The sequence below is a fragment of the Peribacillus muralis genome, from assembly GCF_001439925.1.
GTDB lineage: Bacteria > Bacillota > Bacilli > Bacillales > DSM-1321 > Peribacillus > Peribacillus muralis.
On record NZ_LMBV01000006.1, the window covers coordinates 133,690 to 158,984 of the forward strand.

24 protein-coding genes are annotated in these 25,295 nt (G+C 42.3%); all 24 read right to left on the reverse strand.

Going from position 1 to position 25,295, the window contains the following annotated elements:
• Window positions 1-228: 228 nt before the first annotated feature.
• The 24 genes from flgD to ylqF all read right to left on the reverse strand — a co-directional run bounded on the left by flgD (window position 229) and on the right by ylqF (window position 25,280).
• A complete protein-coding gene (gene flgD, locus ASU00_RS10465; protein WP_057913511.1) occupies window positions 229-864 on the reverse strand; it encodes a flagellar hook assembly protein FlgD in 636 nt (211 codons plus the stop codon).
• Between the two features lie 9 nt (window positions 865-873).
• A complete protein-coding gene (locus ASU00_RS10470; RefSeq protein ID WP_057913409.1) occupies window positions 874-2,190 on the reverse strand; it encodes a flagellar hook-length control protein FliK in 1,317 nt (438 codons plus the stop codon).
• A gap of 16 nt (window positions 2,191-2,206) precedes the next feature.
• Window positions 2,207-2,836, reverse strand: a complete 630-nt coding sequence (locus ASU00_RS10475; protein ID WP_057913410.1) for a MotE family protein — start codon at window positions 2,834-2,836, stop codon at window positions 2,207-2,209.
• A gap of 4 nt (window positions 2,837-2,840) precedes the next feature.
• On the reverse strand, window positions 2,841-3,287 hold the full coding sequence (gene fliJ / locus ASU00_RS10480) for a flagellar export protein FliJ (RefSeq protein ID WP_057913411.1): 447 nt from the start codon (window positions 3,285-3,287) through the stop codon (window positions 2,841-2,843).
• Window positions 3,284-4,609 carry a flagellar protein export ATPase FliI gene (fliI, locus tag ASU00_RS10485; RefSeq protein ID WP_057913412.1) on the reverse strand — a complete coding sequence of 442 codons (1,326 nt, stop codon included), beginning with the start codon at window positions 4,607-4,609 and terminating at the stop codon, window positions 3,284-3,286. The genes fliJ and fliI overlap by 4 nt, the downstream gene beginning before the upstream one ends.
• A gap of 2 nt (window positions 4,610-4,611) precedes the next feature.
• Window positions 4,612-5,376: a flagellar assembly protein FliH gene (fliH, locus tag ASU00_RS10490; protein ID WP_057913413.1), complete on the reverse strand. Its 765-nt coding sequence runs from the start codon at window positions 5,374-5,376 to the stop codon at window positions 4,612-4,614.
• Window positions 5,369-6,388: a flagellar motor switch protein FliG gene (gene fliG, locus ASU00_RS10495; RefSeq protein ID WP_057913414.1), complete on the reverse strand. Its 1,020-nt coding sequence runs from the start codon at window positions 6,386-6,388 to the stop codon at window positions 5,369-5,371. The genes fliH and fliG overlap by 8 nt, the downstream gene beginning before the upstream one ends.
• Before the next feature lie 12 nt (window positions 6,389-6,400).
• Window positions 6,401-7,999, reverse strand: a complete 1,599-nt coding sequence (fliF, locus tag ASU00_RS10500) for a flagellar basal-body MS-ring/collar protein FliF (protein WP_057913415.1) — start codon at window positions 7,997-7,999, stop codon at window positions 6,401-6,403.
• A gap of 94 nt (window positions 8,000-8,093) precedes the next feature.
• Entirely contained in the window at window positions 8,094-8,402 is a 309-nt protein-coding gene (gene fliE, locus ASU00_RS10505; protein WP_236712700.1) for a flagellar hook-basal body complex protein FliE, read from the reverse strand.
• A 23-nt stretch (window positions 8,403-8,425) separates the two neighbouring features.
• Window positions 8,426-8,884, reverse strand: a complete 459-nt coding sequence (gene flgC, locus ASU00_RS10510; RefSeq protein WP_057913417.1) for a flagellar basal body rod protein FlgC — start codon at window positions 8,882-8,884, stop codon at window positions 8,426-8,428.
• Complete coding sequence (flgB, locus tag ASU00_RS10515) at window positions 8,884-9,279, reverse strand: flagellar basal body rod protein FlgB (protein ID WP_057913418.1); 396 nt, start codon at window positions 9,277-9,279, stop codon at window positions 8,884-8,886. The genes flgC and flgB overlap by 1 nt, the downstream gene beginning before the upstream one ends.
• A 513-nt stretch (window positions 9,280-9,792) precedes the next feature.
• The gene (codY, locus tag ASU00_RS10520) at window positions 9,793-10,572 is read right to left on the reverse strand and encodes a GTP-sensing pleiotropic transcriptional regulator CodY (protein ID WP_057913419.1); all 780 of its coding nucleotides are present in this window, start codon (window positions 10,570-10,572) and stop codon (window positions 9,793-9,795) included.
• A gap of 100 nt (window positions 10,573-10,672) precedes the next feature.
• The gene (gene hslU / locus ASU00_RS10525) at window positions 10,673-12,082 is read right to left on the reverse strand and encodes an HslU--HslV peptidase ATPase subunit (protein ID WP_057913420.1); all 1,410 of its coding nucleotides are present in this window, start codon (window positions 12,080-12,082) and stop codon (window positions 10,673-10,675) included.
• Between the two features lie 12 nt (window positions 12,083-12,094).
• The gene (gene hslV, locus ASU00_RS10530) at window positions 12,095-12,622 is read right to left on the reverse strand and encodes an HslVU peptidase proteolytic subunit (RefSeq protein ID WP_057913421.1); all 528 of its coding nucleotides are present in this window, start codon (window positions 12,620-12,622) and stop codon (window positions 12,095-12,097) included.
• Between the two features lie 20 nt (window positions 12,623-12,642).
• Entirely contained in the window at window positions 12,643-13,545 is a 903-nt protein-coding gene (gene xerC / locus ASU00_RS10535; RefSeq protein ID WP_057913422.1) for a tyrosine recombinase XerC, read from the reverse strand.
• A gap of 59 nt (window positions 13,546-13,604) precedes the next feature.
• Window positions 13,605-14,912, reverse strand: coding sequence for an FADH(2)-oxidizing methylenetetrahydrofolate--tRNA-(uracil(54)-C(5))-methyltransferase TrmFO (trmFO, locus tag ASU00_RS10540; RefSeq protein WP_057913423.1), 1,308 nt, complete (start codon window positions 14,910-14,912; stop codon window positions 13,605-13,607).
• A gap of 429 nt (window positions 14,913-15,341) precedes the next feature.
• Complete coding sequence (topA, locus tag ASU00_RS10545) at window positions 15,342-17,417, reverse strand: type I DNA topoisomerase (RefSeq protein WP_057913424.1); 2,076 nt, start codon at window positions 17,415-17,417, stop codon at window positions 15,342-15,344.
• A gap of 241 nt (window positions 17,418-17,658) precedes the next feature.
• Window positions 17,659-18,540, reverse strand: coding sequence for a DNA-processing protein DprA (dprA, locus tag ASU00_RS10550; protein WP_057913425.1), 882 nt, complete (start codon window positions 18,538-18,540; stop codon window positions 17,659-17,661).
• A gap of 125 nt (window positions 18,541-18,665) precedes the next feature.
• Window positions 18,666-19,568: a succinate--CoA ligase subunit alpha gene (gene sucD, locus ASU00_RS10555; RefSeq protein WP_057913426.1), complete on the reverse strand. Its 903-nt coding sequence runs from the start codon at window positions 19,566-19,568 to the stop codon at window positions 18,666-18,668.
• An 18-nt stretch (window positions 19,569-19,586) separates the two neighbouring features.
• On the reverse strand, window positions 19,587-20,747 hold the full coding sequence (gene sucC / locus ASU00_RS10560; RefSeq protein ID WP_057913427.1) for an ADP-forming succinate--CoA ligase subunit beta: 1,161 nt from the start codon (window positions 20,745-20,747) through the stop codon (window positions 19,587-19,589).
• A 501-nt stretch (window positions 20,748-21,248) separates the two neighbouring features.
• A complete protein-coding gene (locus ASU00_RS10565; protein WP_057913428.1) occupies window positions 21,249-21,530 on the reverse strand; it encodes an EscU/YscU/HrcU family type III secretion system export apparatus switch protein in 282 nt (93 codons plus the stop codon).
• Window positions 21,527-23,434, reverse strand: coding sequence for a hypothetical protein (locus ASU00_RS10570; RefSeq protein ID WP_057913429.1), 1,908 nt, complete (start codon window positions 23,432-23,434; stop codon window positions 21,527-21,529). Before ASU00_RS10570 ends, ASU00_RS10565 begins: the two co-directional genes overlap by 4 nt.
• Before the next feature lie 13 nt (window positions 23,435-23,447).
• Complete coding sequence (locus ASU00_RS10575; RefSeq protein ID WP_057913430.1) at window positions 23,448-24,233, reverse strand: ribonuclease HII; 786 nt, start codon at window positions 24,231-24,233, stop codon at window positions 23,448-23,450.
• Between the two features lie 174 nt (window positions 24,234-24,407).
• The gene (gene ylqF / locus ASU00_RS10580; protein WP_057913431.1) at window positions 24,408-25,280 is read right to left on the reverse strand and encodes a ribosome biogenesis GTPase YlqF; all 873 of its coding nucleotides are present in this window, start codon (window positions 25,278-25,280) and stop codon (window positions 24,408-24,410) included.
• Window positions 25,281-25,295 lie beyond the last annotated feature (15 nt).

Sequence of the window (25,295 nt, forward strand, 5' to 3'; positions counted from 1 at the left end):
TCGTGAAAATTTGCGATCTGCATCATCACTGTCCAAGAACGTAATGACTTATTATTTATCGTTCTTATTATGAGTGCAGCATTGTCACACCCATGTTTGTGCCGCTATTAGCTATTCTTTCATTCATCCGCATTTGGGCATGGTTACTAATGGTCAACTCTTCAATAGGCTGCCTGAATAGCGGGTAGTGTTTTACAAAAAAACAAGTGAATTCATTTTCCCAGCCCTTCAAGGTTTAGCAATTTCAATCAGCTGCTCATAGGATAGCTTGGTTTTACTTTCATCATCGACTGCAATTTGCAGTTTGCCATTGTTCATGGACACAGAGACAACGATTGCTGACGATTCTCCATTTTTTTCATCCTTCCAGCTTACTCGTTTACCGATTAACTCACTGGCCGTTGTTAGGCTATTCGAGGCTGTGCTTGATTGTTCCATAGTCGATATATTGGCCGGAGTAAGTTTCGTGCCGTCTTCTAAGATGAAAAATACATTCTCACCTTTATATTGAATGGATTTCACGATGCCTTTTCCTTCTTCTATCGCAAGATTATCATCACCGTCATCCAATTTATGCCACGTGACTTCCTTTCCTACAAAAGAGTTATAGTTCATTAAACTATTTTGTTGATTAATCCCGATGATTTCATCCATTTTGGTCCCAATATTCATCATCTGTTCGAGTGATGAAAATGTCGCCATTTGGGCAATGAATTCGGTATTGTCCATCGGACTTGATGGGTCTTGGTTTTGAAGCTGGGTAAGCAGCAATTTCAGGAAATCATCTTTTCCTAATGAATCCCCCGTGTTTCTTTTATCGTTTTGATTATTCGATAATAAAAGGGATGTATCTATGGTCGTCATATTTTTCACCTACACTTCCAAATTTAGCAGAGCTTCGGCAAGGGAGCCTGTAAATTCGCTTTCCGCCTCATCGTTGCTTTCTTCCTCCTTACGCTCTTGATGCTCATGTCTTTCATCTGCATCCTTCTGTAAGAATTTCTCGGAATTGAAAGCCGTGAAGGCTTGGGATATTTCAATTTTTTCAATTTGGATGTTTTGCCCGCTAAAGGCTTGCTTTAACCCGTGAATCTGCTTCTCTAGCATATCCTTCGCCTGTGCCGTAGTGGCCAAAATCTTCGCTGTCAACAGACCGTCCTTTTGGATCAACTCGATCCTAACGGTTCCAAGATGTTCCGGATTCAATCGAATCAACAGTTTATTTACACCATTATGGGTACTTAAATTAGCCTTACCCAAAATATTTTCGAATTGCTTAACGAGCTCTTCTTGACTGACATTTTGCTCCCCTTTCGAAGCAGTCAGTACGAATTGTTCCAGCTTCGTCATGATCAGAGGCATACCTGGACCTTGGTAAATGCCGCCTTCCACAGTTTTCAATGCCACCCCGTTGCTGGTTGTAGCTTCCTTACTCACCTTCTCACTTGAATATAATGGTAAAATTGCGTTTTTCAGGATTTCGCCTTGATTATATCGTGCTGACCCAAAATTGGTGGCTTGATCAGGTTCTGGATTTGGTTTTTGCTGATTGGACAGCCATTTTTCCAGCTTTCCCGTTATTCCTTCAAGCAGGTTTTTCATTTGCTTCTGAATGACCGCTTCATCTTGTGTCATATTTTTATTCTCTGATAGGAGATCATGGATTTTCACCAATTTTAATACATTCACTCCGCCAGGCACCGGCAGCTTCTGCCATTCTTCTTCACTGAACTCCGAGACTTTTTTTAAGAGTGTATATAGTTCCATGACATTGGCCGTTATCAGGCTTTGGGAATTCTTGTCCAAGTCTTCCTGATGTGGTTCTAGATTCAACTCCTCAATGCTCTCAAGGAATTCCGAAAGGCTGTTTTCATCGTTTCCGGTTACCTTTTTTAGAACCTGTAAAAGTTGGTTGCTTATATCTTCATGAGAGTTTTCTGTAGCCCCTTCATCACCTTCCTCTTCGCCCATCAACGTTCCACGTTTCAAAAAAGCAAGCAATTCCCTTAAAGCGGACAATTTTTCCTCAGGGATGTCAAGTGGCTGTTTTTCAGATACACCGGATGCTTCCCCCCCCACAGCAGATTGAAGTACTGAACCAAAACCGGAATGAACTTGTTGGACTTGCTTTGACGATACCTTGTGACTTGCTGAAATAGACGGGAGAAAAGAATTAACGGCTGAATTCATCTGCCATTCACCTCCTTCACCTTTCCTCTTGAGTGCTTTGTTCCGCTAGCTTCTTCGTTAATCTTGCAGCATCTGCGGTTGACATGTTCTCCAATACTTTAGCTAATGTGGTCGCCTTCATGCTTGAGAGAATTTCCAAGGCGTCTTGATCATTCATTTCTGTAATGATCGGTGCAGATTTCTTAGGAGCCATCGTTTCATATGTGCGAATGATATCTTTGAACGCCTTATTCTTTCCACTCTGACTATCCTTGAGTTGATTCATTTCCATCTGAAGCTGTTGCTTTTCCGCTTCCGCTTTTGCAATCGCCTTATCGCGTGTATCGATGATGCCTTCAAGCTTTTCTATCTCTTTTTGCTTGTTTTCTATATCCGTTGCCAATTTTTCCAGCTTGATTGTGACTTTCTCATCACTCCTCGCTGCACTACCTCTTTCCTCATCCTTTTTGTCAGTATCAATGAAGGGGATACTTGCGGACATTTCCTTAGCCTTTTCCATAACATTGACTCCTGCAACCGTTAAAACGATCAAGGCTACAGTTACAGCGAAGATTAAAGGAATGAAAATGACAAGAAACCATTGAAACTTACTTATCTTGCTTTCTTCTAATTCTTCCATTCCATTAGATTCGATTTTTTTGCGCATTCTATCACCTAACGCCTTTGCTTAAGAATTGACGGATCGATATTTCATCCATTTGTTTATTCTCAGCTTCCTTTATGACATCCAGGAATTTAAGAAAATCATTTTCTTTCATTTTCTCGTACTTCTTCACCTCAATATTTCTTTCCATCAATGCATCCCGTAGAACATTCATCTTGTATCGCGATTCAATCACTTCCTGTTGGCAATGGCTCAACAGTTTCTCAAGGTTGTCCATGAATATCTGATGATGACGAATCTCCTGAATCGATAATCCATTTCGCAGCTTTTCCTGCTGGAACTCAAGCAACTCTTCTTTTTTCTTTAAGAGCTTATATAATTTCCCTGCCACTTCTTCAAATTTTTTTAAAGCTGCATCATATTTAGCTAGTGCATCGGTTTTTTCTTTTTCTTTAATGGTCAGGATCTTCTCGAATTTATATTGATAAATCATGCCTGGTCACCTTTCTCCATCAATTCAACAAGGGCATTGATGCTATCATCCTTGGCCGCCTTTTCGTGAGTCCCCTGCTTTAAGAAAGATATGATTTCCGGATAGTGCGTAATCGAGTCATCAATTTGTTTGGATGATCCTCTTTTATAGGCGCCTATATTGATCAAATCTTCCGACTCCTTATACGTTGATAAGTGTGCCCTTAATTTTTCTGCGGATTTTTTATGCCTTTCATGAACAATGTTATTCATGACCCGACTTATGCTTTTTAAGATGTTGAGAGCGGGGAACTGTCCTTTATTGGCTAACTCGCGGTCAAGTATGAAGTGACCATCCAAAATCCCCCTTACTGCATCAGCAATCGGCTCATTCATGTCATCACCATCGACAAGAACCGTATAAAAAGCTGTAATCGTACCTAATTGGTTTGTCCCAGTCCTTTCGAGCAACCTAGGCAGGATGGCAAAAACAGATGGTGTATACCCCTTTGTCGTCGGCGGTTCGCCAATAGCAAGCCCTATTTCCCGCTGGGCCATCGCAACCCTCGTGACCGAGTCCATCATCAGCATCACGTTCAATCCTTTATCACGGAAATATTCGGCTATGGCAGTTGCCGTTAAAGCCCCTTTTATCCTCATCAAGGCTGGCTGATCAGACGTCGCAACCACAACGATCGATCGAGCCAGGCCTTCTGGGCCAAGATCTTTTTCAATGAATTCACGAACTTCACGGCCCCGTTCTCCTACAAGGCCAATAACGTTTAAATCAGCCGTCGTATTCCTTGCCACCATGCCAAGCAACGTACTTTTTCCAACACCACTGCCTGCAAAAATGCCCACACGTTGTCCTTTTCCAACTGTTAACAAACTATCAATCACGCGGACACCTACATCGATCGGTTCATGAATGGGGGGACGTCTCATCGGATTAGGCGGATCTTGATCCACCGGAACGGTAGCGAGACCTTTCGGGAGCAGGGAATCATCTATTGGCTGCCCCAATGGATCGACCACCTTGCCAATCAACCCGCTGCCAACCTTTATCTCCAGGCTTCGCCCGCTGCCTTCAACGATACATCCCGGTGCTATATCACTAACTGCCGTAAATGGCATTAAAATAACCATCTCATCACGAAACCCGACGACTTCCGCCAATATTTTATTTTTCTTTTTTGGTAGACCCGTATAGATATAACAAACATCACCTACAGAGCTTTCAGGGCCTTGAGATTCTATCATTAACCCTACGACCCGTTTGATTCGTCCATAATGTTTGAATGGATCGACTTCTTCGATTAAGGGCAATAGATCCCTAGCTTTCATCTTTATTCCCCTTCCAGCAATTCCGTTAGTTTCGTTTTGATTACATGTAACTGACTATCTACACTGGCATCGATCCTGCCATTTTCAGATTCGATAACACAACTGTTTTCTTCAAGCTCATCATCTGGAAAGATATACAACTCCGTATCCTTTGGAAAGATTGCAATCAACTCTTGTTTAAGTGAGAGTATCGATTGATAGTGGACAGGATGGATATGCAATTGCACTTCCCGGTATTCCCTTGCCTCTTTAATCGCTTTCTTGACGATTGATAAAAAAGATGCATCGTCTTTTTCGATCTCAGACCCAATAATTTTCTCCGCCACTTTCAAGGCAAGGTCCAAAATTACGGTTTCCGATGATTCGATATGCTGCCGATAATCTTTTTTGGAGGATTCCACCACTTCTTTAGCAAATGAAATTTCATCTGCTATTTCGTTATAGCCCTTTTGAATGCCGTCTTCAACTCCTTGCTGATAGCCTTCTTTTTGAGCTTGCTCGATATACATCATTTTTTCTTGTTTTTCCCATTGATCGCGATCACTCTGGATTTCAGCAGCAATTGCTTGCGCTTGTTGCTGTGCCTCCAGAATTAAAATTTCAGCTTCCTGTTTGGCCTGATTCAGAAATTCATCAGATTGAAAATGGTGACGGACCTTCCCCTCATCTTCATTTACCGTTTGAAGAAAGTTGAACGGACGAACCTTTATCTTGATCTTCTGACTATCCTCTAGTTGTGCCTGCTCGGATTTTATAATCCTAGACAATGATATCATCCCCTCCGCCGCGGGCAATTACAATTTCTCCAGTTTCCTCCAGACGGCGAATAACGGCCACGATTCTTGATTGTGCTTCTTCAACATCACGCAAACGTACAGGTCCCATAAATTCCATTTCTTCCTGGAACGTTTCCACCATCCGTTTTGACATGTTTCGGAAAACGATTTCCTTCACTTCATCACTTGCCACTTTAAGTGAAAGTTTCAGGTCCTCGTTCTCGGATTCCCTGACTACACGCTGAATCGCCCTGCCGTCAAGGGTCACGATATCTTCAAAGACAAACATCCGCTTCTTGATTTCTTCGGCAAGCTCGGGATCTTGAATTTCGAGGGCATCCAAAATCGTCCGTTCCGTAGAACGGTCCACCCCATTCAACACATCGACAACCGCCTCTACTCCACCGGTCTGCGTATAATCTTGGGTCACGGTCGCAGATAGTTTCCGTTCAAGTATTTGCTCCACTTCATTGATGATTTCCGGGGAGGTGCTTTCCATTAAAGCGATCCTTCTCGCAATATCGGCTTGTACCTCTTGCGGAAGCTCAGATAATATTTGACCAGCTTGTGCCGGATCCAGGTACGACAAGATCAATGCAATGGTCTGTGGATGTTCATTTTGGATGAAATTCAGGATTTGGCCAGGATCTGCCTTTCTTGCAAAGTCAAACGGGCGAACCTGTAAGGAAGATGTCAACCGGTTGATGATGGCTGCTGCCTGATCAGTGCCCAACGCCTTTTCAAGGACTTGCTTTGCATACCCTATCCCACCCTGTGAAATATAATCCTGCGCCAAGGCAATGTTGTGGAATTCCTCCAGAATCTCCTCTTTATCATGCGCATCCACTTTCCTTACTCCTGAGATTTCAAGGGTCAATCTCTCAATTTCCTCTTCAGATAGATGCTTATATACCGAGGCAGAAACATCCGGGCCCAATGAAATCAGGAGGATGGCGGCTTTCTGTTTGCCAGTCAATCCGGCCTTTTTTTTTCTGTCTGTCACTTGCCCAGCCTCCTAATCTTCAGTTATCCAGCTTCTTAATAATTTTGCAAATTCATCCGGCTTTTCTTTTGCCAGTTTCTCGAGTTGTTTTCTTTTTAAAGATGTTTCCGTTTCTTTTTCCTTGTTTAAATCCGGAACATCGAATACGACTTCTTCTTCCTCCTCCACCACGTACTCTTCTTCCATTTCGGATTGCCTGCGGGATCGGAAGAATAAGATTAAGAGAATGATAATGACAAGGATTAGCACTCCTCCGACGATGTAAGCCCAAATTGGCAGCAATGAACTGGCTTCCTCTTTCGGCAGTTTCATTTTTCCATTAAACGGTTGAACGGAAATCGCTATCTTATTCGTAAGCTCTTCGTCCGTCAGCTCTTCCCCTTCAGCTTTTTTCTCGATTGTCGTGCGAATTATCGTACCAAGGATTTGCGTAATATCATCCACACTCTGCTGAGATAAAGAATTGGGGTCATCTGCCTTCGGAGGCTCGACCATGACCTGTATGCCCAAGTCCTTCACTTTATATGGACTTCCCACTATTTCCTTCTTGATCCGGTTCACTTCATTATTTACCTTTTCATCCACTTTTTCATAATCACCGGATCCGTTATCGCCTGATGAGTAGGTTGCCAATGAATCGGAGGAGTCCTCGCTTTGCGGAACACCACCGGCAGCCGCTGCATCCCCACTATACGATTCATTGATTCTTTGCGCCGAAATCTCGATTCCGGCCATATTTTCTTTATCGACCGGTTCTACTAAATTTTCCTCCCGGTTTTCTTGAGTGAAATCGATGTCCGTCGTGACCGAAACAACCACTTTATCTCGACCCATTATCGTCCCAAGCATATTTTGAACTTGCCTTTGAATATCGCGTTCTATTTCTTTTTTTATTGCGTTTTGAGAAGTAAATGCCGACGCGAAAGAAGAATTTTCATTTTTCAGATCATAGTACTCAAAGTCTTGGTTCATGATGACGATATTATCGGTAGGAAGATTCGGGACACTTTTCGAAACAAGATGATAAAGCGAATTGATCTGGCTTTCTTCAAATTTATATCCTGGTTTCGTATTCAGCACAATCGATGCCGACGCTTCTCCGGCTGTATCACTTACAAAGACGCCTTTCTCAGGAAGAGTGATCATCACGCTGGCATCCTCAACCCCATCAATATTTTTTATTAAACTGGCCAGTTCCGTTTGCATCGAATCCAATTTAATGACATTGAATTCATTTTCGGTCATCCCGATTCCAGCACTTTGACTAAAAAAAGAATAGTCGATATTGCCTGAGTCCGGTATTCCTTCAGCCGCCAATTCCACTTTAAGTGTGTCCACGCTTTCTTCAGGAACCTTAATCGTCGTTCCATTTTCCGTAATTTCATTTACGATTCCTTGGCTGTCTAAGTTTTCTTTGATACTCCCCGTTTCCGAAGGAGTTAAATTGGAATATAAAGGCACCATCGTCGTACGCGTGGTTAGGATGGAAACGGCCGAAATGATGATGATAATTAAAGCGGCAATACCAATCATCGTCATTTTTTGATTTTTACTTCGGCCCGTCCAGTAAGCAGTTATTTTATTTTTCACATTCATGAGTGCTTCATTCATTTAAATCCCCCGGTCAGTCTATGAATTTATGAGGGGGGTAGCTATCCCCCTAATCATTTTTTCTCTATATAAATGAGGTTTTAAAAAATGAATGCTAGATACTCATTCTCATCATTTCCTGGTAGGCTTCTACAACCTTATTCCTAACCTCTAATGTCGCCTGCATCGTAATGCTGGCTTTTTGTGAAGCTATCATCACCGAATGAAGCTCAACATCATCTCCATTCACCAGATTGGTCGTCAGCTTATCTGATGCCACCTGCGTTTCATTTATTTTATTCATTGACTCTTTTAAAACGGACGCAAAATTTTGCTGTGCTTCGTATGGTGTATTAATCTTGCTCTGTTCTTTTTTCAGTATATTCCCGGCATTACCGACAGGCGAAAGCGAAATCCCCTCCACATTAACACTCTCCATTCATTTTTTTATTTGCCTATTTCCAATGCTTTCATCATCATTCCCTTTGAGGCATTCAATACGGTCACATTTGCTTCGTATGAACGCGTAACACTCATTAAATCGACCATTTCCCTTAGTGGGTCGACATTTGGCATTTCGACATACCCAGCTTCATTGGCATCTGGGTGATCGGGATTATAATCAAGTTTAAAGGGGGTTTTGTCTTTTACGATTTCCGTCACCTTAACACCATTTCCAACACCGCTCGTTTCTTGGGATGCTGCATTAAGAAAACTTGAAAACCCAACTTCCTTGCTTTGCAGCACAACTGATTTTCTTGTATATGGCTTCCATGATTTCGTTTCCGTATCATATTCTCCTCTAGTCGTTTCGGCATTAGCCATATTTGCAGAGATTACATCCATCCTTAACCGCTGACTGGTCAGGCTGGATCCGGTCATATTTATACTTTGGAAAATCCCCATCATTTACCTCCCTTAATTACGTTCTCCAATGACCGGAATTTACCGGATAGCCTGTCCGAAACTGCATTGTAGTAAATTTGATTAGCGGCAAGATCTGTCATTTCCTTATCAACGTCAACGCTATTGCCGTTATTGTTGTATTGAACATTTTTCTTCGCCACGATAGCTGATGCCTGATTCCCTTCAGAGGTGAAGGCAAAATGCCTTGCATCCGTTCGATATGACTCTAGTGAAGTATCGAGCTCAGCTTTGAAGGATCGTGTTTGATCGACCTCTTTAGCTTTATAGTTAGGCGTATCCGAATTGGCTATGTTCTGTGAAATGACTTTTTGTTTTGTGTTAGAATAATCGAGAGCATTTTCAAGTGATCGAAAAGTGCTTGAAAACAATTCCATATTATTTACCTCTTTCCATTTATAACAATTAGTAACTTTTTCAATAAATTAACCCCATGCAATAACGGTGTTAAGGAAACGCTATTAACATGTTCAAAACCAAAATACAGACTTTAGTCCTATCACAGTCGGAAAATGTCATATATTGCTTTAATTTGACGAATCTCATAGATATTTTCATGGTTTAATATTACGTAATATTACATTTTATTAATGTAATCTACAATTTAACCATAATTTACTTCTATTAGCTTATTTATCATAACGAAAAACATATCCATATACCTGATACTTTAGAACCAATTTTTAAATTTATTTTATAGTATTTTTTTCCATTTCATTCATTCAACCTCTTCATAGCAAGGATTTTATTAAAAATTCTGTAAAATTCATTTATTCTTTTTTAAAAAAAAACCCATCTTTCACCGACGGACGACCATTCGACAAATTTAGCAAATTGAAATTTCCCAAACAAAAAAGGCAGTCCTTTTGCAAGGACTGCCTTTTTAATCATTAATTATTTTTAAGTTTTTCCAATTCCAGAAGGAACTTATCGTTCAATACTTTAATATAAGTACCCTTCATTCCAAGGGAACGTGATTCTATAACTCCTGCACTTTCCAGTTTCCTTAGTGCATTCACGATTACGGAACGGGTGATGCCTACGCGATCGGCAATTTTAGATGCAACAAGTAAACCTTCATTTCCTTTAAGCTCCTCAAAAATGTGCTCGATAGCTTCCAATTCACTATAAGATAACGAGGAAATGGCCATTTGAACGACAGCCTTACTGCGGGCTTCCTCTTCAATCTCTTCTGATTTCTCACGAAGGATTTCCATACCGACTACAGTCGCACCATACTCGGCCAAAATCAAATCGTCATCGTGGAATTTTTCCTGTAAACGGGCAAGAACCAAAGTTCCTAAGCGTTCTCCTCCACCCATTATCGGTACGATCGTTGTTAATCCCGTTTTGAAAAGCTCTTTGTTTTCCACTGGGAAAGCAGTGTATTCGCTCTCGATATCAAGATTGGAAGATGTTTCAGGAATATTAAACAAATTGTTCGTGTAAACTTCAGGGAATTGTTTATCTTCCAACATCTTGTACATGCGTTCATTTTCAATTTGCTGACTTACAGCTATTCCTAGTAATTTCCCGCGGCGACTGACGACGAATACATTTGCTTCGATTACTTCACTTAGGCTTTCTGCCATTTCTTTGAAGTTAACGGCTTTACCTGCTGCTTTTTGGAGCATTGCATTGATTTTTCTTGTTTTTGCTAATAAGTTCATTTGATTTGTTCCTCCTATTATTACCATGGTTCACATAACTATAAAGTTGTTTTACCGTAAATTGTCTGTTCATTGCATCGGCTGCTCATTTGCCGATTGTTTAAAGGATAAACTGGCTTAAATCTTTGTTTCTTGCGATGGAACCGAGCTTTCCTTCGACATATTGAGGTGTAATCGTGATCTTCTCCATCGTAATTTCGGGAGCTTCAAACGACAAGTCTTCAAGCAACCGTTCTAAGATGGTATGAAGTCGTCTTGCACCAATATTGTCTGTGTTTTGATTTACCTCGAAGGCCACTTCAGCTATCTTACGAACAGCATCGTCAGAAAATTCAATTTCTATACCTTCAGTTTCTAACAAAGCTACATATTGTTTTAATAAAGCATTATCAGGTTCATGAAGAATCCGCACAAAGTCCTCAACAGTCAGTTTGTTCAATTCGACACGGATTGGAAATCTGCCTTGTAATTCAGGGATAAGATCGGATGGCTTTGCTATATGGAAGGCACCTGCCGCAATGAACAAGACATGATCCGTCTTGACTGAACCATACTTAGTCACGACCGTCGAACCTTCTACTATAGGTAATATATCCCTTTGGACACCTTCTCTTGATACATCCGCTGAAGAGCTTCCAGACTGCTTGCTGGCGATTTTGTCAATTTCATCGATAAAAATGATTCCATTTTGCTCAGCACCATAAACGGCTTCTGAGGTGACATCATCCATATCAATCAATTTCCCCGCTTCTTCATTCGTCAAAACGATCCTTGCTTCACTTACCTTCAATTTGCGCTTTTTGCTTTTCTTCGGCATCAAGCTTCCTAACGCGTCCTGCATATTCATCCCCATTTGTTCCATTCCCGAACCTTGGAGCATATCAAACATCGAAGCAGCTTGTTCTTCCACTTCAACCGTGATCATTTCACTTTCCAGCTCTCCGTTAGCAAGCTTGGCAGCGACGATTTTTCTTTTTTCCTGCAAACTTAAATCTTCGGAATTTTCTTCTGACTCTTGTTCATCTTGATTGTTATTGCCTCCAAAAAAGACTTCAAGAGGATTTTTGAAATTACTCTGTTTTTTCGTAGATGGCACCAATAGCTCTATTAAACGGCGGTTGGCATTTTCCTCTGCACGTTCTTTTACGCTGGCCATCTTTTCTTCCTTCACGAGGCGGACGGAAGTTTCCACCAAATCCCGGACCATGGATTCTACATCCCGGCCGACATAACCGACTTCCGTAAATTTCGTTGCTTCAACCTTTACAAAAGGAGCACCTACCAATTTAGCCATTCTCCGAGCTATTTCTGTTTTCCCGACACCTGTCGGTCCAATCATTAATATGTTTTTCGGCACGACTTCATCACGAAGTTGGTCCGAGAGAAGGGAACGTCGGTAGCGATTCCGAAGAGCCACTGCCACTGCCCGTTTTGCATCACGCTGCCCTACGATATACTGATCCAGTTTTTCAACGATTTGCCTCGGTGTTAAATTAGCTTTATTTGACATTTGCGCTCCTCCTTACAACTCTTCCACAATAATGTTCGTATTCGTAAATACACAAATTTCCGCTGCAATTTGTAAAGACGATTGAGCGATTTCCTTTGCCGATAAATGCTCACTGGAGAAGCGCATCAATGCCCTGCCGGCAGCAAGTGCATAGTTCCCTCCCGATCCGATGGCGAGAATCCCGTCATCGGGTTCAATGACTTCCCCTGTACCAGAAACGAGCAGCAAATGGTCCTTATCCATGACGACAAGCATGGCTTCGAGCTTTCTCAATACATTGTCACTTCTCCATTGCTTCGCCATTTCGACGGCTGCACGTTGAAGATTGCCATTATACTCTTCAAGCTTTGCCTCGAACATCTCAAATAAGGTGAATGCATCTGCAACAGAACCTGCGAAACCTGCAAGGACATTACCATTGAAGATTTTCCTGACTTTTCTTGCTGTATGCTTCATCACTACTGAATTTCCTAAAGTAACCTGCCCATCACCGGACATGGCGCATTCACCTTTATGATGCACTGCAAATATCGTTGTCATAAAGTGTCCCCTTTCAACATTTAAGCCCGTGGATGTGTTGCATTATAGACTTTTTTTAATTGGTCTTTTGTAACATGCGTATACACTTGCGTTGATGAAATTTTGGAATGACCAAGCAATTCCTGAACGGTACGAATATCCGCCCCATTATTCAATAGATGGGTAGCAAAGGAATGCCTTAGCATATGGGGATGAAGACTTCCCTCCGCGGCAGACTTTTTAATCAATTCATTCAATATATAGCGAACTCCCCTAGGAGTCAGAGGATCTCCACGAAAATTAACAAATAAATAAACATGCGCTTTGGCGTCGGAAGGAGTCATCTCCATCCTGGCTGTACGTATGTATAACTCTATCGCTTCTTGAGCATATTTACCAACCGGAACGTAGCGATCTTTTTTCCCCTTTCCATGCACAAGCACTGTACCAAGGGAAAAATCGATATCCTGCAGTTTAATTTCACAACATTCACTGACCCGAATGCCAGTGGCATACAGTAATTCCAGTAAAGCATTGTTCCTTTTTCCAATCGGTGAATCTTTCTTGACAGAAGAGAACAACTGTTTCATTTCCTTCTCATAAAGAAATCGCGGAAGTCTTTGCTCCTTTTTAGGTAAAGAAACAAGAGAAAAAGGATTATCCTTCACATCGCCTTCACGTAATAAGAATTTATAAAAACTTCGCAAGCAAGAAGTTTTCCTTGCTACAGTGCGCTTAGAAAGTTTTTTTTCATATAAACTCGTTAAAAACAACCGGACATCAAAATATTCAACAGATGTGATATCCTTCAACCCCTGTTCATTGAGGAACAGGAAGTATTCGAGAATATCTCGTTTGTAGTTTTCAATGGTATAATGTGAACTGTTTTTTTCAATTTGTAAATATTCAATGAAGGATGATAATGCCTTTTTTTGATTAATCATGGAAACACCTCGCAAAGGCTAATAAATAGTATCATACTTTAAAACAGCAAGCAAATATTTTACAAACTTTTCACAAAGTTCTGAATTGTGTCCAAAGCCCGTTTAGCATGGGTTTCGTTCCGTTCTTTTTTTGATTTGATCCTTACTTCAAGGTCTGGAAGCAGTCCAAAGTTGGCATTCATCGGCTGAAAACTCTTTCCATTTGTCGATGTTATGTACCTTGCCATGCTGCCCATTGTCGTCTCAGCAGGGAAAACGATAGGCTCCAATCCTTGGACGATCCTTGCAGCATTGATACCTGCAACGAGTCCCGATGCAGCCGATTCTACATACCCTTCGACGCCTGTCATCTGACCAGCAAAGAATAAATCATCTCTATTCTTGAATTGGTACGTGGACTTCAGAACGTTAGGTGAGTTTATGAAGGTGTTGCGATGCATAACTCCATAACGAACAATTTCCGCATTTTCCAATCCTGGAATGAGCCTTAACACGTCTTTTTGCGGCCCCCATTTTAAATGTGTCTGAAAACCAACAATGTTATAAAGTGTGCCCGCCGCATCATCTTGGCGCAATTGAACGACAGCGAAAGGACGTTTTCCCGTTTTCGGATCTTCTAATCCTACAGGCTTAAGCGGACCGAATAACATCGTTTTCTTCCCGCGGGATGCCATCACTTCTATCGGCATGCATCCCTCAAAAAAGATTTCTTTTTCAAATTCTTTTAGTGGAACTGTTTCAGCAGCAATCAAAGCTTCATAAAAGCGATCGAATTCCTCCTCCGTCATCGGACAGTTCAAATAAGCAGCTTCACCCTTATCATAGCGCGATTTCAGATAAACCTTATCCATGTCGATGCTGTCTTTTTCGAGAATTGGAGCGGCTGCATCATAGAAATATAAGTATTCTTCATCCATGATTTGCTTTAAGCTGTCAGATAGTGACTGACTTGTAAGCGGACCGGTTGCAATGATGGTAGGACCATCGGGGATTTCCGTCACCTCTTCATTAATGACCGTTACATTCGGATGATTCTTCACCCGTTCCGTAACAAGACTAGCAAATTCATGCCGATCGACAGCCAGTGCACCCCCGGCAGGTACAGCACATGCATCGGCTGCAGACATGATGACCGAATCAAGCATTCGCATTTCTTCTTTTAATACTCCCACTGCATTTGTTAATGTGTTTGCTCGAAGGGAATTGGAACAGACAAGTTCAGCGAATTTATCGGTATGATGTGCTGGCGTTTGTTTTACCGGACGCATTTCGTATAGATCGACTTTAATTCCTCTTTTTGCTAACTGCCAAGCTGCTTCACTTCCAGCAAGGCCAGCACCGATTACACTTACTTTTGTTTCTTTCATTTTTCGAACCTCCATGTATAGATATGATAAGACAGGATCATTTATCATTAAAGTTACATTCATAAAAGTTTCATTTCTAACGATATCTATGTATTTATACTTAGAAATACCTACTCCTGCCATCGGTAACCATAAAGCATATGCCTTGGATGAGGCATTCTTCTTGCAAACCTTTTTTCCTATACGGATAATTTGGCGCAAAGAGGAATTATATCTTTAAAAAGATACACTTGTCCACTGAATTTTACATCACATGACCTAAATAAAAAAGTTTGATGTTCCATCCATTTTCTTCTTGGCAGGAAAAGCTGTTCGTTACCATGATAACATACTTCCAGGAACATAAAGAAACTCGGCAGATGCCGAGTCAGTTTATATATTGAGTTTTCCTTCAAGTGTAGGCAAAAGGGGCTGTCCTTCCGATTGACCTTATGCTTGAGGCGTTTCTTTGAAATCACAATCCATGCACTGGACCTGCACACCTTTTTTGAGTTTTTTCTCAACAAGTGTACCTTCACATTTCGGGCAGCTCCGTGGCAATGGTTTATCCCAAGAAATGAAGTCACAACCAGGATAAGTATCACAACCGTAAAAAATGCGGCGTTTTTTACTTTTCCTTTCGATGATGTTTCCTTCTTTACATTTCGGGCATTTGACACCGATTTCTTTAACGATCGGTTTTGTGTTGCGGCAATCCGGGAAATTACTGCAGGCCATGAACTTGCCATAACGCCCCATCTTAAAGACCATCTCATGCCCGCATTCCGTGCAATCTTCTCCAGCGGGCTCATCTTTGATCTCGATTTTCTCCATCTCGACTTCAGCCTTAGCCAAATGAACCGCAAATTCTTTATAAAATTCATCGATGACCTTAATCCATTCGATGCTGCCCTCTTCGACACTATCGAATTCCTGCTCCATCTTGGCCGTGAACTCGGCATCAAGAATATCCGGGAAGAATTCACGTATCAATTCAAGGACAATCTCACCAAGTTCCGTCGGGATGAATCGTTTATTGTCCAAAGTAACATAGCCCCGTTTTTGAATCGTATCCAAGGTAGGTGCATATGTGGAAGGCCGGCCTATACCAAGCTCCTCTAAGGTTTTGACAAGACGCGCTTCTGTATAGCGGGGCGGCGGCTGTGTGAAATGCTGCTTCGGCTCGACATCCTTCGAAAAGAGCCGATCGCCTTCTTGAACATCTGGAAGGGCGTTTTCCTTTTCCTCCACTGAGTCATCGGAACCTTCAACATATACCTTCATGAAACCTGGGAATTTAATTTTGGAACCATTTGCCCTGAAGATGACGTCGCCATTATGAAGGTCGATGCTCATTGTATCCATGACAGCAGAAGACATTTGGCTGGAAACGAACCGTTCCCAGATCAATTTATAAAGACGGAACTGATCTCTGGACAAGTACTCCTTGACGATATTTGGTTCCCGTAATGTACTAGTTGGCCTTACGGCTTCATGCGCGTCTTGAGCATTGGTCTGTTTTTTCTCTTTGCGCTGTTCAACCTGAACATAATCTTTGCCATAAGTATTTTCGATGAAGGTATGGGCTTCCTGTTTAGCGATATCGGAAATCCGGGTCGAGTCCGTTCTCATATAAGTGATTAACCCGACTGTCCCTTCCTTTCCAAGCTCGATTCCTTCATAAAGCTGCTGCGCAAGCATCATTGTTTTCTTTGCTCGGAAATTCAACTTACGCGCTGCTTCTTGCTGCAGGGAAGAAGTCGTAAAAGGTGCTGCCGGATTACGTTTTCTTTCCTTTTTCGCCACAGCCCCAATCGTGAATTCGCCTCCGTCTAAAGAAGCGAGGACTTTATTGACATCCTCTTCCGTGTTTAATTCTTTCCGCTCTCCGCCGATTTTGTAAAAGGAACCTTCAAACTGCTCTTTTCCTTTTACGAAATCGGCCTTGATTGTCCAATACTCTTCAGGGTTAAAATCCTTGATTTCCTTCTCCCGGTCAATGATCATCCGGACTGCAACCGATTGGACCCGTCCCGCACTTAAGCCTTTTTTTACTTTTTTCCACAACAGCGGACTAATATTGTATCCGACCAAGCGATCCAGGATCCTTCTTGCCTGTTGTGCATCAACCAATTTCATGTTGATCGGTCTCGGTGATTTAAATGATTCCTTGATCGCCTCTTTCGTGATTTCATTGAATACCACGCGGCAATCGGAATTAATGTCGACATCGAGACTGTGGGCTAAATGCCAGGCAATGGCTTCACCTTCTCTGTCGGGGTCAGCTGCGAGATAGATTTTTTTTGCTTTTTTTGCAGCGGTTTTCAATTCTTTTAAAACCGGGCCTTTGCCGCGGATCGTTATATATTTAGGTTCATATTCATGTTCTACATCGACACCCATTTGACTTTTAGGCAAATCACGCACATGCCCCATGGAAGCCTTTACTTTGTATTTTTTTCCCAAGTATCGTTCTATCGTTTTCGCCTTTGCAGGCGATTCCACTATCACTAAATATTCTGACATCCAATAAATCCTCCTCAAAGAGGTAATATAAATCTTCACTATTATTAATCATTCAAAAATCATTTGTCAACACCTCTTTACTTTTCAAAGCATGCTGACTTACATATTCAAGACCATTTTGTTAAGAGATTCCATTTGCAAAACTTATAACAGTTTTACAATATTTTCAACCCTTTTGTCTAATATTTCAACCCATTCAGCCTAAAATAACGATATCCCTGGATGTTTTTCCGTCTATCTTCTATATTATATTGTGAAGAAATTCTTCCTCGATCTGCTTAGAGCTTAAAACAAGTTTGGCGCCATCGGAAATCAATTGATTGGTCCCGAATGATTCTGGACTCGTTACATTACCAGGAAGCGCAAATACCTCCCGTCCTTGTTCCAAAGCAGCTTGTGCCGTAATGAGGGATCCGCTTTTTTCTTTTGCCTCCACTATGAACACTCCTCGTGATAATCCACTGATGATCCGATTCCTAAGTGGGAACATCCACGGTTCCGCTCTCGTTTCCGGTGGAGTCTCAGATATGAGTATCCCTTTATCAATAATTTTCTCAGCAAGGGGGATATTGGACTTTGGGTAGATGTGCATAAGACCACCTCCCAAGATTCCAATCGTGTCCCCGCCTGCACGTAAAGTGATTTCATGCGCCCTTGAATCGATTCCCGTCGCAACACCACTGATGATGACGTACCTTTTCTGTACGAGGGGTATTAAAACCGTTTGTAAGGCCTTCAGTCCATATGAGGTTGGCTTACGTGTTCCGACAACACCTAATGTATTCCTTCTTCCTAAGAGCTTCTTATCGCCTTTATAATAAAGAACCCACGGGGGATCATATATCTGCTTCAGTAAAAAAGGGTAATCCTCATCAAGGATCGTTATACAACGTATTTGTCTATCTTCATAGGTCTTAAGCTTATCTTGCGTATTGAGAGAATGTAAATCTTTGAGAAAGAGGTTAAGCTTATTCGAAGATATGGGGAGCATTTTTACCCATTCATTGCGTGTGGTTGTGAAGAGGGAAGAAAGGGATGGATCATTGGTCATGATTGTTTGGATTGTTTTCCATCCTGCACCGCGGCAATGATGGAGGTGAATTAATTTTTCTTTTCTATTCAATGGAAGCGCCCCTAGTCGTTTATTTTTTTAAGAGGTTGTTCGTGTGGAAGTCAGCTTGAATGTGATTCCGGGGAAATGAAGGGAAATAAAGGCCGACCCAAAAAAACAGGTCGGCCCAGCTTACATCAATGCGTTTTACAAGGCTCGTAAATGCCTTTTTCTTTCAGGACGGAAATCAATGTTTCACCCATTACGGATGGAGTCTCGGCAACTTTAATTCCACATTCGTTCATAACGCGGATTTTCTCGTCAGCTGTACCTTTACCTCCAGAGATGATGGCGCCAGCGTGTCCCATACGTTTGCCAGCTGGAGCCGTACGGCCTCCAATGAAGCCAACAACCGGCTTAGTCATGTTTTCTTTCACCCATAGAGCTGCTTCTTCCTCAGCCGTGCCACCGATTTCACCGATCATGATCACTGCATGTGTTTCCGGATCATCATTGAATGCTTTCAGTACATCAATGAAGTCCGTTCCGTTAACGGGATCGCCACCGATACCGACAGCAGTGGATTGTCCGATGCCTTCTTGCGATAATTGATGAACGGCTTCGTACGTCAAAGTCCCAGAACGGGAAACGACGCCAACATGGCCTTTTTTATGGATGTAGCCTGGCATGATACCGATCTTGCATTCTTCAGGAGTAATGACACCCGGGCAGTTCGGCCCGATCAAGCGGGTCTTTTTGCCTTCCATATATCGCTTAACCTTGACCATATCCAGAACAGGAATATGTTCCGTAATACAAATGACAAGATCAAGTTCTGCGTCAACCGCTTCCAGAATTGCATCTGCTGCAAATGGTGCAGGAACGTAGATTACCGATGCATTCGCTCCCGTTTCAGTGACGGCTTCGGAAACTGTATTGAATACAGGTACCCCTTCCGCTTCAGTTCCACCTTTACCCGGAGTGACTCCGCCAACGATTTTCGTACCATATTCCAACATTTGTTTTGTATGAAATAATGCTGTTGAACCAGTGATTCCTTGAACGATCACTTTCGTATCTTTATTAATATAAACGCTCATTATGTTCCCCCCTGCCTATTATCCTACAAGTGATACTATTTTTTGTGCTCCATCTGCCATGGATTCAGCAGCCGTGATATTCAAGCCTGACTCTTTAAGGATCTTTTTACCAAGATCGACATTCGTTCCTTCAAGACGAACTACTAAAGGAACATCTAAGCCAAGCTCTTTAGCAGCAGCTACGACTCCAGCCGCGATGATGTCACATTTCATGATTCCGCCGAAGATGTTAACGAAAATGCCCTTAACATTTTGATCCGACAGGATGATTTTGAAAGCTTCTTTCACTTTTTCCTCTGTGGCTCCGCCGCCAACATCAAGGAAATTAGCCGGATCTCCCATATAATGCTTGATGATGTCCATCGTTGCCATAGCAAGCCCAGCACCATTAACCATGCATCCGATATTTCCATCAAGCGATATGTAACTAAGGCCATGTTTCGATGCTTCGATTTCTTTCGCATCCTCTTCATCTAAATCACGGAATTCCGCGATGTCCTTATGGCGATAAATCGCATTATCATCGAAGTTCAATTTAGCATCAAGTGCCATTACATTGCCATCACCCGTTACGACTAGCGGATTGATTTCAGCAATTGAACAATCTTTTTCAACGAAAGCTGTATATAGGTTCACCATAAGCTTGGAAGCTTTGTTTATAAGTTTCGTCGGGATATTGATATTGAAGGCAATCCTGCGCGCCTGGAAGCCAGTCAGTCCGACAACCGGATCGATTACTTCTTTGAAAATTTTCTCTGGTGTCTTTTCTGCCACTTCTTCTATTTCCGTTCCGCCTTCTTCAGAAGCCATTAAAACGACGCTATTCGTAGCACGGTCCAAGACTAGACCAATATAATATTCTTTGGAAATGTCGCAGCCTTCTTCAATAAGTAAACGCTTAACTTCCTTGCCTGCAGGACCAGTTTGATGGGTCACCAGCGTTTTACCTAGAATTTCTTGCGCATATGTACGTGCTTCGTCAAGGTTTTTCGCTACCTTAACTCCACCGGCTTTACCGCGGCCGCCCGCATGAATTTGAGCTTTGACGACAACAACTTCCGTACCTAACTCCTTCGCTGCTTCCACTGCTTCATCAACAGTAAAGGCAACCCGGCCATTTGGAACGGATACCCCGTATTGTCGCAAAATCTCTTTCCCCTGATACTCATGGATATTCATTTCCCATCCTCCTTATCTACTAAAAAACAACTTTGAGAATTAATGCGTGTTTTCTCTTACATAGTACAACAAAATTCTGCTTCGTGCATAATTTTCTTTCGTTTTTTTTGAAAATCATTATAATAATATACTTAAATTAACTGGATTAAATTGGAGGATATTATTAAGCCAATCTCTTATTTTGTAATGAAATTAGTTTTTTCCGACATCTCATTTCTATTCTAGTAAAAGGAAATTATCGAAGCCATTTTACAAAAAAACCGCATTATGAAAGCCTTTTCCTTATTATTTTAATCTAGTGTATTTTTTAAAATTATAGTTTTTTCTAAAAAAACAGTCTTTTCCATTTTTATCCTATTAAAAAAGCAAAAGGGGAAAATTCTGATATTTCCCCTTTTGCTAATTATTTATTATGTTTTCAGTATAATAAAATTCTTTTGGTAATTTCCCTATAATTCTACATAAACCAACAAATATCACCTAAAAAAATCCAATCGGCCATCAAATGTCCTGCCGCTTCATATCCTTGTCGGCTTTATAAATGAAGGCAAATACCTCCGCTACCGCACCATACAGTTCCTCCGGAATCGCCTGATTTATATCCAATTGACCTAAAAGCGCAGCGAGTGACTCATCGCTTTGAACGGGAATATTCAGTTTCTTCGCCTTTTCCAAAATATTTTCCGCCGTTTTCCCTTTTCCTTTCGCCAATATGACAGGTGCAATCGATGTCTTTTGATCATATTTTAAGGCAATCGCTTCTTTTCGTTTATCGTTTTTCATATTTTAATATCCACTCCATTATATGAACCGGCTTCTGAAAAAGGCATCAGACCTTTGCCTCCGTTGCATTCATGCTTCGGGTTAACAAATGACACTCCGGACAATCTGTAATCCATTTTTTCTAGGTTCCCTCTCAGCAAGTCCAAATATAGATTGGCTGCACCTTTCAAATGCGCCACATGCTCATTGATCACCGTCACTTTTATCACTCGGTTTTGAACCTGCATGTCGATGACCGTCTCTTTTATTCCTTCTAACTCCAAATAAAACAGGACCCGACAGTAATCAGGGTCAATACTGCCGTCTTTCGTTTTCCTTCCGCTCCATTGTAAGGTTAAATCTGTTTGAGCACCTCCCAGGTTAAGCGGAAGTGTTAGAAGCAAATTCTGCACCGGCCCATTTTCCTGTGAAAGGATCTGCTGTGCCGTGATCCGATTCAAGAGCTGTTCTGCCATCTCCTTGGTCGTTGCTGGAGGTTGTTCATTCAATAGTTTTAGCAGCAGCGGCTTTAGTGTCTCTAAATCTTGCGGGTTTTCCGCCATATCGTCTGCAGATTGATTGATGAGTGCATGCTCCAGCTGAAGGCCGAGCAACTTGGTCACCTCTTTAAGCTGATGCGCAACAGCTGTTCCATTTGCGAAATTGACGGCTTGATATTCCGCTTCCAAAACATGCGTCAGGACCAATTTCTCATTACTGCTAAAGGTCAAGGCCTCAGGATGCTGTTTAAGCGATTGCAGGATCATTTCAGCCGCTTTGCCCTTCGCTTCAACTAGCTGCTTCTCATCTCCGTTCAAATAAGCCAGGAGGTCTTTCACTGCCATATTGGCTCCTACTGCTTTTCTTCCTGCTGTCGCTTCAGCAAAAGCATTCTCAAGCAAACGAAAAGAAGGCGGATAAATAGGTACCGACGAAATGTTTTTCTTCGGTACCTGCTGGAAATCAGCTGGAGTTCTTGCCCCACCTTGAACAATTGAGCGTTGAAATTCATTTTCGGCCTTTTCAAGCGTTCCCAACGCTCCACTCTTTACACTCGACAACAATTGCAAGCCTTGGTGCAATTTATCGACCACTGGATGGTTCGGAAAACCTTCCCTCGCATGTGCTTCATCCATTAAGTGGTTCAAAAAAAATGCTTCCGTCATTCCCTTTGGGATGAAACCGGTCTTTTGGAGCAGAGAGAAAGCACCGGATTTCAATTCGGAAGTTGAATGGGAACCGAGCCAACTGCTCACAAGTTGCTGCAAACCTGTTTGTTGAATTCGGCTCTTGCTTGTAACATGCAAGGAATCCAATACGGCCAATAACTTGACAGACGTTTCCGTTTTCGAGCCTATAGCCTGTAGTTGCTGCTGTAGGGAAGACAACAGTTTGTGGAAAGGCACTCCCTTGACCTGTGCCAATAATGCATCAAACACCTCTTTACCTATCGGTAATTGCTGAGCAAACATCGTTTTTAGGATATGCAGACCAGTCTCAAGGGAATCAGCAGCTTTTAACCATTGCAAAGCGGACTGAATGGTTTCCTTGGTTATTGGAAGACGGTTTTCAAGAAAATATTCTGCAAGCTTAGCTGCGTCCGGGTCGGAAGTCACGCCAAGGTGAGCGATCAATTGTGCTGCCGCTCCCTTTAAATTGGAGTAATTCACATCCGGCGACTCTAAAGCTCTTAACACAAGCTTCCCCTCATTTTGCTGTTGCACTTGAAGCCAGTACCTTTCCCCTGTACGAAGCGGGATATCGAGCGTCGCAATCATCCTTTGATCGCCAATCTGCACCTCGGCCATCCGGTTAGGAAATATCTTATTCACTTTTCCGAAAAGGATTTGCCCAGTTTTCAAACTAGCAGCTCCTTGCATTTCAATTGGTGAAGATGCGGGTTGACCGCTTGTTATCGACTGCATCACTCATCCTCCTTTAATCATTACTTCGTGCAGCGATTTCCTTTACTGGGGCAAAACTCCTTCGATGCCAAGGGGTTAGCCCTTGCTTGTCCAGCGCGACCAAATGTTGGCTTGTCCCGTAGCCCATGTGCTGTTCGAAGCCGTATCCCGGATATTTCTGACCATAATCCTTCATCATCCGATCACGGGTCACTTTCGCTATAATGGAGGCGGCAGAGATGGAGATGCTTCTTGCATCCCCCTTTATGAGTGAAAGCTGCGGTATCGGGACATCCAGTTCCATCGCATCGATCAGCAAATGATCCGGAAAATCTGACAAATCGTTCACAGCCGCAATCATTGCCTTTTTCGTAGCTTGATATATATTGATTTCATCGATTACCTCGCTATGTACGACACCGATCCCGATGGACAAGGCTTCCTTATAAATCATTTCATAAAATGATTCCCGTTTGGACTCCGGAATCTTTTTGGAATCATTCAGCCCTGGCAAATAGAAGGATTCAGGCAAGATGACAGCACTCGTCACAACTGGTCCTGCCAGCGGGCCCCTCCCTACTTCATCGATACCAGCAAGAATGGAAAACCCTTGTTTTCGAAGTTGCCGTTCAAACTCGGTCATTTCCATGAATGCATTCTTTTCCTGTTGCTCTTTTTCATACTTCCTTTGCCATTTGCTTACTAAATCGACCACTCCTTTTCGGCCGTCTTCCAAGCATTCCTGTAAAAATAAATCTTCAGGACTATCGATCGTCTTTAACTTTGCAGATATTTCTTTTATACTCATTGCAGTTTTCATCATTAATCACCCATCATCTTCATTATCGGAAGTCTTGCTTCCCGCTTACAGCTCAAACAAAAATACGGAGCGGAAAAGAGATATCAAAAAAACATTTTGATATCCAACTCCTGCTCCGTATCGACCAATTTCACTGACTGTCTTCAAAACTCAGCCATCCATCTCGACATCAAGTTATTCGGTAATGTTATCCTCTTCATAGTCCATAGGCACCTCAAAGGTAAGCGGGCCCATCTTTTCCGACCGGATTTCACGGACGATCAACTCCGCGGTTTTATCATAATCAATGAAGCCCCCAGAAGCTAAACAGCCTCTGAACTTGCCGACAGCATCGAACAGTTCGAGCGTTTCTTGTGGAATTGCATCCAGATTGTAGCGTGATTTCATCCTGTCCGGATATTCCTTTTCCAAGAAGCGGAGGCCGTATAAGGAAACTTCGTGCAAGTTTAGAATCGTATCCTTGATCGCTCCTGTCAACGCAAGCTTCAAGCCCACTTCCTGATCCTCGAATTTAGGCCAGAGGATGCCGGGCGTGTCCAGCAGCTCCATCTCCTTACCGACTTTTATCCATTGCTGTGCTTTCGTGACCCCAGGTGTATTCCCTGTTTTAGCAATGTTCTTTTTAGCAAGTCGATTGATTAACGTTGATTTCCCTACATTCGGAATACCGACAATCATGGCACGGATCGCCCGCGGCTTTATTCCTCTTGACTCCATCCGGTCATATTTTTCTTTTAAAAGTTTTTTTGCGGCAGCGGTGATCTGGTTTAACCCATTCCCTGCCTGCGAGTTAATCGCAATCGCCGTTTTCCCTTGTGATTTATAATGATCCAGCCACATATTCGTTTTTGCCGGATCAGCCATGTCCGCTTTATTCAAAAGGATGACCCGCGGTTTATGCTGGATGATTTCATCAATCATCGGATTTCGTGAGGATGCCGGAAGCCGTGCATCCACAAGTTCAAATATGATGTCGATCAGTTTTAATTTCTCCGTTACTTCCCGTCTCGCTTTGGCCATGTGGCCAGGGAACCACTGTATTGTCAATGGAATCCACCTTCC